Origin of the sequence: Secundilactobacillus angelensis, assembly GCF_012641075.1 — a bacterium.
Classification (GTDB): Bacteria; Bacillota; Bacilli; order Lactobacillales; family Lactobacillaceae; genus Secundilactobacillus; species Secundilactobacillus angelensis.
This window is the reverse complement of the sequence record NZ_JAAXLJ010000005.1, coordinates 45,383-61,163: the sequence shown is the minus strand read 5'-3', so window position 1 is coordinate 61,163 and position 15,781 is coordinate 45,383. Positions and strand designations below refer to the sequence as shown.

Genomic DNA, 15,781 nt, shown 5'->3' with positions numbered 1-15,781 from the left:
TCCTTTTGTTTGCGCTAAACAAAAGGACCCCACGTTTAATGACTCATTCATTATGGACTCATTTTCGATAGCGCTCCGCAGACGTTATATCTGCGACAGTCCGTGATTTATTCAATCACGTCCCAGCAAACTGACTGCTGTAACAATCAGCGCTTCGGCAACGTCCCCTTTTGGTCCACCTCTTAGTCATAACAGTGACTGAGTGAACTGACTAATGTCGGTTGCAACCTCTTCGATTTAATCAAATTCTATAATTGTTTTCTAAGATAGTCAAGGGAATAATGAAAATAAAGGGTGAAGTCAAGCGTTTAGAGACTGGAGCCTAAGGACACTCGGACAAAAATCCCGGACTTGGATTTATGTCCAGGTCTTCTTAGGTGCAAGTCTCTGCTTGACGGAACTGGATTAGAAAACGTTGCCACACCACCCTTTCCACACCCCCCAAAACTAAATTTCAAAAAAATTCACTTCCTACAGTTGCCCCACAAAAACACCCTCATTTCCTGTCAAAAAAAATTTGCCAAAGAAAAATAAACTGTTAGAATTCAATGTAATTATTAACCGTTTCTGATAAAGCAGGACGGACAAGGAGTGTTTAATGTGAAAGTCGTTAAGTTTGGGGGCAGTTCGTTAGCTGACGGACCCCAGTTTGAAAAAGTGATTTCAATAATGAAAACTGATCCTGAGCGTCAGGTGATTATCACCTCAGCGCCAGGGAAACGTCATGATGGTGACATTAAAGTGACGGATTTACTCATCAAATATGCAGAATTAACGATTAAACATGCAGATACGAGCGACGTTTTCAACCAGATCTTCAGTCGCTATCAAGCAATTGGTGATTACTTTAATCTGGATGAAGATGCTCTCGCACCTATTTGGCAAGCCTTGAGCGAACTACCAACTACTGACTATCCGGACGATGACTATCTCCTCGCAGCTTTCAAAGCACACGGTGAACGTTTGAACGCTCGTCTGATGGCAACCGTCATGACTCACTTGGGTCTAAAGGCACGTTTTGTGGACCCTAAAGAAGCGGGTATTATCGTCAGTGATGAGCCTAATAACGCAACGGTGCTGCCAGAAACATATCAACATTTATCCCATGTGGATGTGGATGATTCTATCTTAGTTTTTCCAGGTTTCTTCGGCTTTACACCTGAAGGTCAGATTGCCACCTTTTCTCGTGGCGGCTCAGATATTACCGGTGCAATTGTTGCCCGTGGATTGAAGGCGGACCTTTACGAAAACTTCACTGATGTGGACGCTATCTACGCCGCTAATCCAAAGCTGGTCGCCCATCCACTAGCAATTCACCGCATGACTTACCGTGAAATGCGAGAACTTTCATACGCTGGCTTCTCTGTTTTCCATGACGAAGCCATAATTCCCGCAATTCAGGGCGAAATTCCCATCAACGTCAAAAATACCAACCGACCAAATCTTCCTGGCACTTTAATCGTGCCCGAAAAGGATTTCAAACCAGCACAAACGATTACCGGCGTTGCCAGTTCTACCAGATTTGCGGCGCTTTATCTTCACCGCTACCTGTTGAACAAAGAAGTTGGGTTTACCCTGAAGCTGTTACAAGTATTTAAAAAATACAATGTGTCTTATGAACACATGCCTTCTGGGATCGATGACTTAACCGTGATCTTCGATAAGACCCAGTTTGACGAAGATACCGTCCATAACATGTGTCATGATATTCAAGAAGCTCTCGACCCTGATACATTAGAATGGATCGATGATTATGCCATCATCATGGTCGTTGGTGAAGGCATGCGTAATCAAGTTGGCGTCATTGAACAAATCATTCAACCCCTAGCTCAACACGACATTGGCGTGCATATGATCAACCAGGGTGCCTCACGGATTTCCATCATGTTGGGTACCCGCCGTGCAGATGCTGGCGAAGCTGTTAAATCAATCTATAACGCCTTTTTCAGCAGTGAGCCAGCTTAAATTTGATCCAAAAGAGAGACATTTTGATTAAAGACTGATAGAATGGCAACACGATTATTTATCAACAACAAGGAGTAGTCAAAACTATGGTGCAATTACGTAAAGTACATGGATCTGAAAACCATTTTTTCCTGTTAGATCAAACCACTCTTGACCAGCAGCTAAACGACGATGAACTATCCGCACTAGCCCAACAAGTCACCAACCCAGACACAGGGATTCTTGACGGTGCCGATGGGGTACTCGTTGTGAATTCATCTAACCACGCCAACGTTTTAGGACAGATGCGTGTGATCAACGCCGATGGTAGTGAAGCTTCAATGTGTGGGAACGGTTTACGAACCGTTTCACGCTATTTGGCTGAAAAGAACCACACCAATCAATTTAAAGTTGAAACCCTAACTGCAGACTTACAAGTCAGCCGGCAAAATGATTTAGCTGCTAGCGTTCCTGCTTTCAGTGTAGAAATTTCGCCAGTGCGGTTTAAGCCAGCCGATTTCCCATTTACCAACCTTGGTGACGGCGCATTGATTGACCAACCCGTTCCGGCACTTGCGCCAGGCCTGAATTTCACGGCAATCGCTGTGCCTAATCCTCACCTAATTAGCTTCGTGGATGAAGAAACGATGAACGGTCCCCTTTTAGGCGAGCTAGGTGCCCGTCTGAATGGTGCTAACGACTATTTCCCAGATGGCGTGAATGTCAGCTTCGCTCAAATCCTTGGTAAGAACCAGCTATTCGTTCGGACCTACGAACGTGGCGTTGGGTTCACTAACGCTTGTGGAACTGGAATGTCCGCTACTAGTTTGGCTTTTGCGATGGTCCATCCTAATGTGGGACAGTTCGACCACACGATTTCGGTTTATAACCCTGGTGGTATGGTAAAGACTAAAGTTCACCAGTCAGATGACCGTTACTGGATTGATTTAATTGGTAATGCCACTGAAACCCATCTCATTGATGTTAACGAAGAAGAACTTCACAACGCTAATGTTACAACAGAAACAGCTTCAATTCAGGAAACTTCTGAAGAGGCAGCTTACCTGAAGTTTGTGGATCAATTGCCAAAAGTTTCTGCCATTGCTGTTAAAAAGTAAATGAATATGTATACAGCAAAAATGACTTCAATCCTTCTCGGGTTGAAGCCATTTTTAATTTAAGTGAGTTTACTTTTCGCAAGCTGAACTAAGTCCTCACTGACAAATTCACTGGTAAATCGTTGCATCGGTGTAATGGCGTGACGATCCTTATACGCCACAGGTTTAGTGGCAATCACCGCCACCGTCAAATGATTTTCGGTCAAGAACACCTGCCCGATTCCCTTTAATTTACCCTTAGTATGTCTGCCCGTCCGCCAAGAATGTAACTGAAAGTTGGCTTCATCAGGGATCACGTACTGACCACTATCATCTTGTTCAACTGGTACACCGATATATTCTTCAACTGGGTACTTTGCTTTTGCCATGATTCACCTACTGCTTTTCAATTAATAATTGGTCAACTAGCACCTCGATGTCGTCATCGGACATGACCTTCCGTAGCCAACGCTTACTCAGTCGTTTCCGTAAGTCGCTGGCATCCAGTGTCGCATTTGTGAGTTGCCCTTCTAGCTTCCGCGCTAATTTATCATCTAACAGATCCCCGTAAACTGCAACCTTGGTCATTTGCTGACCCTCAGCCATAAAGTTAATTGCAACCGAACCACTGTCAAATTGCCTGAAACGGTAACGGTTAAACCCTGGATTAGCTCCAAAGTTCCAGTCATCAGTGCGGTATTGTTCCGCTAACCGTTCATCAATAATCTGCCAATCGTGATCGTTTAAGTGATAAGTTTTAATCTCTTCCAACTTATCAACGTGGAAAAGTTTCAATAATAACTGTGTCTTGAATTGTTCACTGGTCAAATTCTGATATTCGGGGTTTAAATGGTGTTTAATGTTTTCGATGTTGCTGCGGTTAGACTTCACCCATTTTCCGTTAATGCGCGTCTCTACCGGGTGGAGTGCTTCACTTGCGGCTTCAAGGTTCATATCATACATCAAGGTTCCCCCCGCAGCGTAAGCATCGCCAGATTTAACCATGGTCATGCCAGTAAACTTATGGTCGTTGACAACCAAGTCTGAATTGCCCCGCAAAACTGCTTCCGTGGCACCAAGCTCATGGAGTGCATCAAGGACCGGCTGTGCAAAGACGCTATAATTACCCCATTCAGCACCGTCATCCGTCTCGCCCACTACGATATTTTCGAAGACGAGGTTACCCATATCATGGTATACCGCACCCCCGCCAGAAGTCCGTCTAACCAACGCAATGTTGTTCTCACGCAAGTAAGGCACGTTAACCTCAGCAAAAACGTTTTGGTTCACACCGACAATGACAGACGGTTCGTTAATATACATGATCAGGCCGTGACCTGGTAACTTGAGATCATTGATCAAGTAGTTATCCAGGGACTGATTTACGATTGGATCATAAACTGGTTTGCCATCTCGGCTGGTATCGATTAAGAACATAAGAGAGGCCCCTTTTTCAGATATTTGATAATTCTATTTTACGGGTTTTTCTCAGTGGATTCCAGCACAACGTGAAACGCTTTCTTTCTTGGATGAACCTCGGTATACTATGCTATGAAGAACGAATGAGGAGGAGCGATTCACTATGTCATTTTGGACTAAATTAATTACCAGCATCAAACATTTATTCGGTGGGAAACCAGCTAAATTTGAACCCCAAGAAAAGGATGGTGTTTGGTATCAAGAAATCAAGCCGGGTGTCATGCGACTTGGCATGACTGATCAGGTTTATGAAGATCTTGGTGACATCACCTTTATGGATTTCTCATCGCCAGACAATCAACTAGAACCCGATGATGACCTGCTTGAAATGGAAGGTGCAAAAGCCGTTGAAACTTTGAAGTCACCCGTTAAAGGAACGATTATTGCGCGTAACAATGACCTGCTTAAACAAAATGACCAGTTAGCTAGTCACGCTACTCAAGATAACTGGCTGGTAGACGTCAAAACTGCTTAAAAAAAGAACGTGATTACAGTGAAATGACTGCGATCACGCTCTTTTTAAGTTTCTTTTGGCAACTGCCAAAGCCGTTTTTGATTAGTTTTGGTTTTCTAGCTTTTCAGCAGCTTCATCAATGGTTGCAAAACCTGACTTGCCACTCTTAGCCTTTGGGTGCTTAGCACGGTCTTCCTCTGCCTTTTCGATCAATGCCTTACGCTGTTCTTTACTTAACTTGTTAGCCATTTAAATCGCGCTCCCTTTATTTTCTAAATTTCATACGTTAGGATACCCTAACAAATTCATACTAGCACTAAAAGTTGATTTTGTTAAATAACGAGACTGCTTGTTTGGTGATCTGAACATCCACATAAGCGTATTATAAAGAACACTTAATTTTATGGATAAGCAAATTATTTAACACTGAAAAATAAAGCACTACAATGAAGTTATAAGGAGGAATTCAATATGGCAGAATCAGTAGATAAGACTTTATTCTTAGATTACAACATGAATGACGCTTTTGACTGGAGCGACGAAGAAATGCCAGTTCGCGACGCCATTTGGGATTACCTCATGGAGCACAACGGTCACGATACAATGAAGACCGAAGAACAAATGAAACCATTCATGACTGAATCCGAAGACGATATTCGCAAGTATGTTGAAGGCAATTTAAAGACTGCCAGTGCAAAGTAACTGATCAACAGCAGACTTGTTCAAATAAGGGTGGCCCACCAGCAATGGTGAGCCACCCTTATTTTGAATTGTTTGTGAATTACAATCTCATACAAGATATAATCATCTGCTAATCTATAATAACTGATTAAAAGCGAATTAATTATGGATATTTGACTAGCTTTATTCGGAAATATAGTTTAAAATCAAATTCAAATCTAGCAAGATCGTTACCGTGGAAGGCAGATATTCAGAAAAAACTTTTGTATATTCATTTTTCTGCATAACACTTTTCGATTAACGCCTTACTGATTCTACCATTGTTTGTTGTAAACCTTTTTGTACGTGGGTTTTAACAAGATATGTCATCGTACGCTGTTTTAGGTTATGCATAAAATATAGTAGCATTTTATCTCTATAAGTATTCATATTTTAACTAAATAGCTTATATTTAATTGAAAATGGCTGCTTTTATGTATATTCCGCCTTGACATTCTTCTAAAAAAACCTTATCTTATACAAAAAGCAATTAACTCCGTCCAGCGAGGCGGTAATTGAGGAGGCTATCAGACATGAAAAAATATTTAACGCTTGAAAATGGGGATCAATTTGTTGGCACCGCCGTGGGTGACTTAACTAAAGAAATTAAGGGCGAACTGGTTTTCACAACCAGCATGGTGGGCTATCAAGAAACACTTACTGATCCTTCATATACGAATCAGATTATCACGTTTACTTACCCATTAATCGGTAACTACGGCATTTCGCTTCATGCGAACCAATCGCCAACGGTTGCCGCATCAGCCGTTGTTATGCAAGAACTTGCATCGACGGTTTTTCATTATCAAAGCGTCATGACTTTAGATGAATTTTTAAAGAAGTCAAACGTCCCAGGAATTGCAGGTGTTGACACCCGTCAATTAACCAAAATCATCAGAAAGCACGGGACTATGAAGGCTAGTCTCACCAATCAACCACTTGATACCAGCAGTTTTAACAAGACGCAATCAGTCGACATGATCGTTAAGTCAGCCACTTTCTCACACCCTGAGGACGAGAAGCCTGACCACGTTGTCTTGGTTGATTTTGGTGTTAAAGCCAATATCGTAGAATTCCTGAAAAACTTTGGTGCCAACGTTACCGTTGTGACTCCTGAGGCCACTTTTGAGTCAATTGAAGCTTTAAATCCTGATGGTATCTTACTCTCTAACGGTCCTGGTGACCCTGAAGAGTTTACCGACTTTTTGCCCGTCATCCGTCAATTACAAGAGCATTACCCACTGTTTGGTATTTGCTTAGGCCATCAGCTTTTGGCGCTGGCAAATGGCGCTCGCACTTATAAAATGGTCTTTGGTCACCGAGGCATCAACCACCCTGTCAAAAACCTACTCACGGATGAGGTTATCATCACATCTCAAAACCATGGGTACGCTGTCGATATCGATTCCGTTTCTGAAACTCCCCTTGAAGTCACTGCTGTTGAAATCAATGATCATACTTGCGAAGGACTGCGCTATCCAGGTAAACCGGTCTTCTCTGTTCAGTATCATCCAGAGGCGGCACCAGGACCACACGAAGCGACACGTCTATTCAGTAAATTCATGGGTTTAATGAACACGAACGGGGGAGTACAGCATGCCTAAAAGAACGGATTTAAATAAAATTGTTATCATTGGCTCCGGCCCGATTGTCATTGGTCAAGCAGCTGAATTCGACTACGCCGGCAGCCAAGCCTGCTTAAGTTTAAAAGAAGAAGGCTATGACACGGTCCTGATCAATTCCAATCCTGCTACGATCATGACCGATGACGAAATTGCCGATAAGGTCTACCTAGAGCCACTGACGATAGATAGCGTTACCGCCATTTTAAAGAAGGAAAAGCCCGATGCTATCCTACCGACTTTGGGTGGCCAAACAGGGTTGAATCTAGCCGTGGAACTTGCGAAAAAAGGCATCTTAGCAGATTTAGGAATTGAATTGCTGGGAACTAACTTGCATACCATTAACCAGGCTGAAGACCGGGAAGCTTTTAAAGATTTAATGAACGACTTGAGTCAGCCGATTCCGCCTTCGAAGACGGTTTATGACCTTCAGACTGGGTTAGATTTTGCCCATGAAATCGGCTATCCAGTAATCATCCGGCCAGCATATACGCTGGGTGGAACTGGCGGCGGTTTTGCTCACAATGATGACGAAATGAAGACCGTCTTAAATCGTGGTCTCACCATGTCGCCAGAAACTGAATGCTTAGTTGAAAAGAGCATCGCCGGCTACAAGGAAATCGAATTCGAAGTCATGCGTGATCACAAAGGTTCTTCCATTATCGTTGCTGGTATGGAAAACTTCGATCCCGTCGGCGTGCACACTGGTGACTCAATCGTGTTTACGCCAACTCAGACGTTGAACGACAAAGAGTATCAACGTCTGCGGGACGCATCTCTGACCATCGTTAACGCCCTTAAAATCGAGGGGGGCTGCAACGTGCAGCTCGCCCAGGATCCTTATAGTGAACACTACTACGTCATTGAAGTTAATCCACGTGTCAGTCGTTCGTCAGCCTTGGCTTCCAAAGCTACTGGCTACCCCATTGCCAAGATTGCGGCCAAAATTGCAGTGGGTCTTAATCTTGACGAGATTATCAACCCCATCACGCAGACGACCTACGCAATGTTCGAGCCAGCGCTTGATTACGTTGTCGCTAAAATCCCCCGCTTTGCCTTTGACAAGTTTTACCACGCGGATCGTAAACTTGGTACGCAAATGAAAGCCACTGGTGAAGTGATGGCGATTGGTAGCAACATCGAAGAATCACTCCTAAAAGCTGTCCAATCTCTTGAATTGGATTCCCAGATGCAAGCCAGTCTCTTACCAGACGATGCCAAAGACAAGTCATTGGCCGAACTCCTGGAAACAATCAAAACGCCAACCGACATTCGGTTGTTTGAAATCTTTGCTGCCATTGGCAAAGGTGCAACCATCAAGCAATTGCATGAATCAACCAAGATCGATATGTTCTTCTTGGCAAAATTAATGAATATTATCGACATGCAAAAGGAACTCACAACGACCATGCTAACCGCCGAGACGGTTTTAAAAGCTCAAAAATTGGGTTTTGATGATGATATGATTAAAGCTGTGACTGATGTAACCGATTCAGCACTAGCCAAGCTTCACGCCATGGCTGATCAGCATTTGGTTTATAAAATGGTGGACACCTGCGCTGCTGAATTTGAGAGTTTCACCCCCTACTTTTACAGTACTGTGGGCACTGAAAACGAAAGTCAGCCTCTCGGAAACAGTGTGATTGTTCTGGGTGCCGGCCCCATCAGAATCGGCCAAGGTGTTGAATTTGACTACACCACTGTCCACTCCGTTAAGGCCCTGCAATCAGCAGGTTACAACGCCATTATCATTAACAACAATCCAGAAACGGTTTCCACGGATTTTTCGATTTCTGATAAATTATACTTTGAACCGCTCACCATCGACTCAGTCATGAACATCGTCAACTTAGAAAAACCAATTGGCGTAATTGTTCAGTTCGGTGGCCAAACTGCCATTAATTTAACCCAACAACTCACAGACCGTGGGGTTAAAATTCTCGGCACAAACATGGCTGGTATTGAACAGACTGAAAACCGACACGAATTTGAGGATCTTCTGATCGACCAAGGGATTGCTCATCCAGCTGGTGATACCGCAACTGACATTCCTGGTGCTCACGAAATCGCTACAAAATTAGGTTACCCCGTTTTAGTACGGCCAAGTTTTGTTCTTGGTGGTAAAGGAATGGCAATCGTGCACGATCAAGATGAACTCAATGATTATCTGGTACCTGCCTTGAAACACAGCCATGGCGAACCAATCTTGATTGACAAGTACATCAAGGGAACTGAATGTGAAGTCGATATCCTCAGTGATGGCAACCAAGTCTTTATTCCTGGTATTATGGAACACTTAGAAGGTGCCGGTGTGCACTCAGGTGATTCTATCGCCATGTATCCACCACAGACTTTAACTGACGTTCAAAAGGCTGAAATCGTTCAAATTGCAACTAAGATTGGTGAATCTGTGCATTGTATCGGGATGATGAACATTCAGTTTATCGTTGCCGATCAGGTCTACGTGATTGAAGTGAACCCACGGGCTTCAAGAACCGTACCGTTTATGAGTAAAATTACGCACATGCATTTGGCACAGTTGGCTACCCAACTCATTATTGGCAAGTCATTCGACGAAATCGACCTGCAGCCAGGCATGTATCCTGAACCAGATAGTGTATATGTAAAGGCACCGGTCTTCTCATTCGCCAAATTACCGGGCGCACCAACCGCACTTAGCCCAGAAATGAAGTCAACTGGTGAAGACCTTGGCCACGGTAAAACACTGTCAGAAGCACTGCATAAAGCCCTCTTTGACAGCTACGACTTCGACAGCGATAAAACTGGTCCAATTCTGGTCACACCGTATGACGCCAAAAACATTGATTTAATGACCGCCCTCGACGCTGGTGGATATCCGCACCAAGTTTACCAATTGGATCAAGAATGGCCAGACAATCTCGCTTTTGTTCTGGCAACGGAAGATGAAAGTGATTTGGCTAAACAATTGACAACGCGCGCTTTGAGCCACGAGGTCACCTTGTTTACCGCAGCTGACACCGTTGCTGCACTGGTCAAGCAAACGAGCGCTAAGCAAGCAGGATAAAAATTTTAACTAAACTAACGCCCCCAACAATAAATGCTGAGGGCGTTTTGCTGTTTAGAATATGCTGAAAAACAGTTCTATTTGAAATAATCGAATTGTAAGCAGTTCGTTATCAAGAATTTGATGAAACCGTTTACTTTATGATTGACACGGGGCTTTTAACCTGCGATGATTAAACTATAAAGGCATAGAATTGAAACTACTTGTTATCAAGGAGGGATTGAAAATGATTAAAAATCAAGACCCACAAGCTACTGAGCGACTCACTCATTTAACCCTTTTACTAGTGACCCACGCGCCGAAACACGTACCGCTATCCGAGCTAACTCAAATCTTAAATGTCGATTCAGATACTATTCGTCACGACCTCAATTGGGTAACTGACTTTCTGGCGCATTACAGTTTAGTTGTCGATCCTTCAGTTGATCAGCAAGTAGCCGTTTACGGTCAGGAAAATTATTTATTCCGAGCAACCTTGGATCTCTTAAAATCACTTTCAAAACCTGGCCAATTGGTCACGGCCTTTCCAATTTCTGACTCACAATTGGAAAAGCAATTAACAGATCGATTAAATGAATTAACTAAAACAACACCGTTAGATCTTACTGCCCAACAATCTATTTACGATTATCTTTGGACATTAGCAATGCGGTACCGTTTTGGTAGAGTGAAGCGTCTTGGACTGGCAGAACTATTCACACCCGGTCAATTGGCATTAATCTCCAACGAAAAGAAATTGCATCCATGGTCCCAAAAAACAATTGAAGTATTAGAAAATAACCTACCCGACAAAAAAGATATGCCGTTAGTTGAAGGTTATTTACTCACTATGAGAGTTTGGCTTTACGCTAATTAGTTGAACTTAACACTTTGGCCATTTGGCTGAGGTGTTTTCTTTTTGTCAAAACTCCGATTATAATGAAAACATTGTTTTGACTAATTTAACCGGAGGCAACACATGATAACTTTCCAACCAGCCCAGGCAGACCAACTTGACGCAATCATGATTATTGAAAATCAAGGCTTTACTCCTGACGAAGTCGCTACACGAATGAGTATGGCAGAACGTATCAAGCGCATCAGTGACACTTTTATCGTTGCCACTGATAACCACCAAGTTTTAGGCTATATTGTGGGACCAGCTTCTAATCAGCGTTACATCGATGATGCCCTGTACGATCACCTTGAAGCTAATCAGCCAACAGACCGTTACCAAACAGTTTTAAGTCTGGCAGTATCTACCACCGCACGCAAGCAAGGACTCGGCAGTAAACTACTCAGTGAACTAGCTAAAGTTGCGCGCACCCAGAATCGTGACGCTATCACCCTCACCTGTCTGGAAAAGTTAGTTCCCTTCTACGAGCGTAATGGCTACGTTAACGAAGGTGTTTCAGCTTCCACCCACGCCGGTGAAACCTGGTATAATATGGTTAAAGCACTCTAATAGTTTGCCACATCAGTACAACCGATTATAAAACCAAAGATAATATCGACCATCAATCAAACTGATTTTGGTCACACTGGTATTTTCTGGTTCAGGAAGCGTCATTGCATCTTGTGGCTGAAGTGCTGCCAATGCGGCGGCTTTTACCGTAAAACCATGAGTAACAACGATGAATTTCCCGTTTGCCGAACGATTTGCATAATCTGTCATAAAAGCTGTTACCCGATCAACCACGTGATCAAAAGTTTCGCCGTCAGTTGCATACTTGGTATAGCTTGGCAAAACATCATGTAGTACCGGATCAAAAACATCAGGGTATTTTGTCTGCAGATCCAAATTCTTCAAGCCATCCCATTTGCCGTATGAGATTTCAAGTAATCTTGAATCCGTTTCGGTGGGAAGTTTCGCCGTGGTATTCAGAAGCGCTGCGGTCTCCTGTGTCCGGTGTAAGGGACTGATAAGCAACTGATCGGCAAATTTCAGGTCAAAATGATCGTGTAGATGCTTGGCCTGCTTTTTTCCATTTTCATTTAAAAAGGTGATATCGGAATTGATCGTCCCCTGCTTGAGACCAAGTGCGTTAGCTTCGGTCTGCCCATGGCGGATGAAATAAAATTCAGTCATACTTTGTGTCCCCATTTCTCACTATTTATGTTCTTATTGAAGCGATTACCAATGATTTTATAGTATCAACAATCCTCATACAATTCCAACCTTAATTAAATTTCATCACTCTTAATATTGCCCATTATTAGCAGGAACCGTTTCCATTCCATTTAAGAGGCTAATAATATTAATATTTTCGTTGACAAGTCTTTTCCCTTCTGTTAAATTTTAATTAAAGAAAGGGAGGTTATTGATATGAACAAGCTAAATAACATGCAAACAGTATCATCCTCCTGGTCTACAGTCACATCTGCGTAGACCGCTCTTCATGTGCACTCATTGGTCCTACACAGATGAATTTTAATTCAACTGTGAGGCCGTAATATCTGTAATCAACCACCCTCACAGTGTCCGCTGTGAGGGTTTTTATTTTAATTTATTTGGAGGAATATCTCATGACAGTTTATAATTTTGCCGCTGGTCCAGCAACGTTACCAGACCAAGTCATCAACCAAATTCAAACCGAACTCCCGTCGTTGCGTGGAACAGGAATGAGTATTATGGAAATTACCCACCGTTCCGCACTTTTCGATGATATCATCAACACTGCTCAACAGGATCTACGTGATCTCATGGGGATTCCAGATGACTACGAAGTGTTGTTCTTTCAGGGCGGCGGTACAGGACAATTTGCCGCAGTACCTATGAATTTAGCCACAAAACATCATCGAATCGCCCTACTGGATTCTGGTCACTGGGCAGCTAAAGCCGGTGAAGAGGCTGCTAACCTTGGCTATCAAGTTGATACGTTAGCGTCAACCAAGGGCACCCATTATGACCGGCTGCCAGCCCGGACATCAACGCTTCCCGTTGATACTTACGATTATTTGCATATTTGTACTAACAATACGATTGAAGGCACTGCCTACCACGACTTACCCCAAACCAATGGTACACCGTTGGTAGCTGACATGTCCTCGAACATTATGGCACAACACTATAACGTCACTGACTTCGATTTAATTTTTGCCGGGGTTCAAAAGAACTTGGGTCCTGCAGGTGTGACCCTGGTCATCGTTAAAAAATCGTTGATAAAAAAGGTTGACCATATTCCTAGTGTCTTTAACTACCAACTCTTCGCTAAAAAGAACTCGATGCCAAACACGCCACCAGTATTCAATATTTACGCAACCGGCTTAACGCTAAAATGGCTAAAAGAAATTGGTGGTATCGAAGCGATGGAAGCCCTCAACAAAAAGAAGTCTAGCCTGCTCTATGACTTTTTAGATCAATCAAAACTCTTCAGTAATCCAGTGAAGCCAGCGGATCGTTCTTTAACTAACGTACCGTTCATGACTGACGATTCCAAAATCGATCAAGCAGCCATTGATGATCTAACGGCTCACGGACTGTTGAACTTGAAGGGGCACCGTAGCGTTGGTGGCTTAAGGGCCAGTCTGTACAACGCCATGCCGTTTGAAGGTGTTCAAGCACTGGTTAACGAACTCTATCACTTTGAAAAGAACTTGTAGGAGGTTATCTTTATGTATCAGGTTAAAACGTACAACGCAATTGCTAAAGCAGGTCTAGATCGACTTACCAATCAATACCAAATCAACCAAACCGATGACGCGGATGCGTATCTCATCCGTTCAGTGAACCTTCACGAACTAGAGCTGCCCAAAAGTTTAAAGGTCATCGTTAGGGCTGGTGCGGGATTTAATAACGTGCCCATCGACAAAGCCACCGCCAATGGCACCGCTGTTTTCACCACTCCTGGTAGCAACGCCAATGCGGTGAAGGAATTGATGGTCGCTATGTTGGTTGCCGCATCCAGAAACCTGTTCGCTGCTGCTGATTACGCCGCTCACAATAGCGGTGCTGATATTTCCAAGCGCACCGAACATGATAAGACTAAGTTCAGTGGTCAAGAGCTATTGGGCAAAACGTTGGCCGTTATTGGAGTGGGCCACGTTGGATCACTAGTCGCCAATGCAGCAAGCCAGTTAGGTATGAAAGTTATCGCCTACGACCCCTATCTATCATCGGATGCCGCATGGCGAATCTCCACTGATATTAAACGGGCGAAAACCTTGGCCACTGCCCTTAAAAATGCTGACTACGTAACCGTCCATGTCCCTAAGAATGAGGAAACGACCGGGATGATTGGTGCCAAGGCCTTTGCTGCAATGAAAGACGGCGTCACTGTCTTTAACTTTGCGCGTGGTGGCATCGTCAATAACACGGAGATGCTTAAAGCCCTAGACAGTGGCCATGCTAAATGCTACTTTACAGATTTCGGTAGCGACGAAATTCTTAACCGCAAAGACGTTGTAATCACACCCCATATTGGTGGCTCTACGGGCGAAGCCGAAACTAACGGTGCCGTTCAAGGTGCCGAAACCATCATGAATTTTTTGGAAACTGGTAACGTTCAGAACAGCGTGAACTTGCCGAATTTACAAATTCCATTTGGCACACCATACCGAATCACTGTGATGCATCAAAACATCCCTAACATGGTCGGCCAAATTGCCACAATCTTGGCAAACGCTAACATTAACATTGAAAACATGAGTAACGCCGCTAAGGATAAGGTTGCGTATACCATTATTGATGTGAACCATTTGCAAAAACAAGACGCGGTCATTCTCGACCAATTGAGCGCCATTGACGCCGTTTATCGCGTCCGGTTACTCCGAAAATAATCCAAAAAAACAGGTTACCAGCATCCCTACACGCTGATAACCTGTTATTTTTGTAAAACCTTACTGTTGTTGGGGAACGCGAAGTAAAGTTGGCTTATTGCGATATTCATTCGAAGCCGGCACTCAGACGGGGAGTCAGCAGTGTCGACAGTAATCATTATCGCTGGTAAAACTGGTGTTTAAATGACTCGTCGTCACCAAACACTTTTATCTAACGCTGCATCTTGCCACCACGCCCCCACGCGGCGACAAACACAACTCATTACGACACTCAACATTTTAAAGTTAAACTGATGGTTTTCGCAGTTGCATTCGGACCAATATTCTCTCCAATATCAACCTTCACTGTAAAAAATAACTCCCAAAGCCACCCGGTTTTCTATTTAAAATACAAGTATGTCGTCATGTTTAACCCTTGTATTAAGATTCCCAAGCTAATTTCCAGGTCGTTAGCCATCAACAAACTTAAGCAAGAGCACCTTTAATACAGTCTTATTATGGCTTGAAAGCCCCGTTAATTCAATACTTCGAGTCTCCCACTTTTTTTGTTTTTTTTAAAAAAAATGGTGAACCAAATTAATCCGAAAAACTGATTAATTGACGCAAACGTACTATAATAAGGTATAATTTAGGGTGGAATATTAATCGAGTAAGAATGATT

Annotated in this window: 14 protein-coding genes and 1 riboswitch; of the genes, 10 read left to right on the top strand and 4 right to left on the bottom strand. The window is 43.3% G+C overall.

Going from position 1 to position 15,781, the window contains the following annotated elements; genetic code table 11:
• Nucleotides 1-60 precede the first annotated feature (60 nt).
• Nucleotides 61-240: riboswitch (Lysine riboswitch) on the bottom strand.
• A 360-nt stretch (nucleotides 241-600) separates the two neighbouring features.
• Both HC026_RS03970 and dapF read left to right on the top strand, forming a co-directional pair.
• Entirely contained in the window at nucleotides 601-1,965 is a 1,365-nt protein-coding gene (locus HC026_RS03970) for an aspartate kinase (protein ID WP_168924699.1), read from the top strand.
• 86 nt (nucleotides 1,966-2,051) lie between these two features.
• The gene (gene dapF / locus HC026_RS03965; RefSeq protein ID WP_168924698.1) at nucleotides 2,052-3,062 is read left to right on the top strand and encodes a diaminopimelate epimerase; all 1,011 of its coding nucleotides are present in this window, start codon (nucleotides 2,052-2,054) and stop codon (nucleotides 3,060-3,062) included.
• A gap of 59 nt (nucleotides 3,063-3,121) precedes the next feature.
• Here dapF and HC026_RS03960 read toward each other — a convergent pair whose 3' ends face one another.
• Both HC026_RS03960 and HC026_RS03955 read right to left on the bottom strand, forming a co-directional pair.
• Nucleotides 3,122-3,430, bottom strand: coding sequence for a DUF7671 family protein (locus tag HC026_RS03960; protein ID WP_168924697.1), 309 nt, complete (start codon nucleotides 3,428-3,430; stop codon nucleotides 3,122-3,124).
• A gap of 7 nt (nucleotides 3,431-3,437) precedes the next feature.
• Nucleotides 3,438-4,478, bottom strand: coding sequence for a lipoate--protein ligase (locus tag HC026_RS03955; protein WP_168924696.1), 1,041 nt, complete (start codon nucleotides 4,476-4,478; stop codon nucleotides 3,438-3,440).
• A gap of 145 nt (nucleotides 4,479-4,623) precedes the next feature.
• On the opposite strand from HC026_RS03955, the gene HC026_RS03950 reads away from it, so the two are divergent.
• On the top strand, nucleotides 4,624-4,995 hold the full coding sequence (locus tag HC026_RS03950; protein ID WP_168924695.1) for a glycine cleavage system protein H: 372 nt from the start codon (nucleotides 4,624-4,626) through the stop codon (nucleotides 4,993-4,995).
• Between the two features lie 81 nt (nucleotides 4,996-5,076).
• Here the strand turns inward: HC026_RS03950 and HC026_RS03945 are convergent, their stop codons facing one another.
• Entirely contained in the window at nucleotides 5,077-5,223 is a 147-nt protein-coding gene (locus HC026_RS03945) for a hypothetical protein (protein ID WP_089088279.1), read from the bottom strand.
• 222 nt (nucleotides 5,224-5,445) lie between these two features.
• Between HC026_RS03945 and HC026_RS03940 the strand changes: the two genes are divergently transcribed.
• The 5 genes from HC026_RS03940 to HC026_RS03920 all read left to right on the top strand — a co-directional run bounded on the left by HC026_RS03940 (nucleotide 5,446) and on the right by HC026_RS03920 (nucleotide 11,806).
• On the top strand, nucleotides 5,446-5,676 hold the full coding sequence (locus tag HC026_RS03940) for a P8 family protein (RefSeq protein WP_168924694.1): 231 nt from the start codon (nucleotides 5,446-5,448) through the stop codon (nucleotides 5,674-5,676).
• A gap of 551 nt (nucleotides 5,677-6,227) precedes the next feature.
• Nucleotides 6,228-7,298: a carbamoyl phosphate synthase small subunit gene (locus HC026_RS03935; RefSeq protein WP_168924693.1), complete on the top strand. Its 1,071-nt coding sequence runs from the start codon at nucleotides 6,228-6,230 to the stop codon at nucleotides 7,296-7,298.
• On the top strand, nucleotides 7,291-10,362 hold the full coding sequence (carB, locus tag HC026_RS03930; protein WP_168924692.1) for a carbamoyl-phosphate synthase large subunit: 3,072 nt from the start codon (nucleotides 7,291-7,293) through the stop codon (nucleotides 10,360-10,362). The genes HC026_RS03935 and carB overlap by 8 nt, the downstream gene beginning before the upstream one ends.
• 226 nt (nucleotides 10,363-10,588) lie before the next feature.
• Nucleotides 10,589-11,218 (top strand): hypothetical protein, encoded by a 630-nt coding sequence (locus HC026_RS03925; protein ID WP_168924691.1) that lies wholly within the window; start codon nucleotides 10,589-10,591, stop codon nucleotides 11,216-11,218.
• A 102-nt stretch (nucleotides 11,219-11,320) separates the two neighbouring features.
• On the top strand, nucleotides 11,321-11,806 hold the full coding sequence (locus tag HC026_RS03920) for a GNAT family N-acetyltransferase (protein WP_168924690.1): 486 nt from the start codon (nucleotides 11,321-11,323) through the stop codon (nucleotides 11,804-11,806).
• 12 nt (nucleotides 11,807-11,818) lie between these two features.
• Here the strand turns inward: HC026_RS03920 and HC026_RS03915 are convergent, their stop codons facing one another.
• Nucleotides 11,819-12,430: a histidine phosphatase family protein gene (locus HC026_RS03915; RefSeq protein ID WP_168924689.1), complete on the bottom strand. Its 612-nt coding sequence runs from the start codon at nucleotides 12,428-12,430 to the stop codon at nucleotides 11,819-11,821.
• Between the two features lie 437 nt (nucleotides 12,431-12,867).
• On the opposite strand from HC026_RS03915, the gene serC reads away from it, so the two are divergent.
• Both serC and HC026_RS03905 read left to right on the top strand, forming a co-directional pair.
• Nucleotides 12,868-13,944 (top strand): 3-phosphoserine/phosphohydroxythreonine transaminase, encoded by a 1,077-nt coding sequence (gene serC / locus HC026_RS03910; protein WP_168924688.1) that lies wholly within the window; start codon nucleotides 12,868-12,870, stop codon nucleotides 13,942-13,944.
• Between the two features lie 12 nt (nucleotides 13,945-13,956).
• Nucleotides 13,957-15,120 (top strand): phosphoglycerate dehydrogenase, encoded by a 1,164-nt coding sequence (locus tag HC026_RS03905; protein WP_168924687.1) that lies wholly within the window; start codon nucleotides 13,957-13,959, stop codon nucleotides 15,118-15,120.
• Nucleotides 15,121-15,781 lie beyond the last annotated feature (661 nt).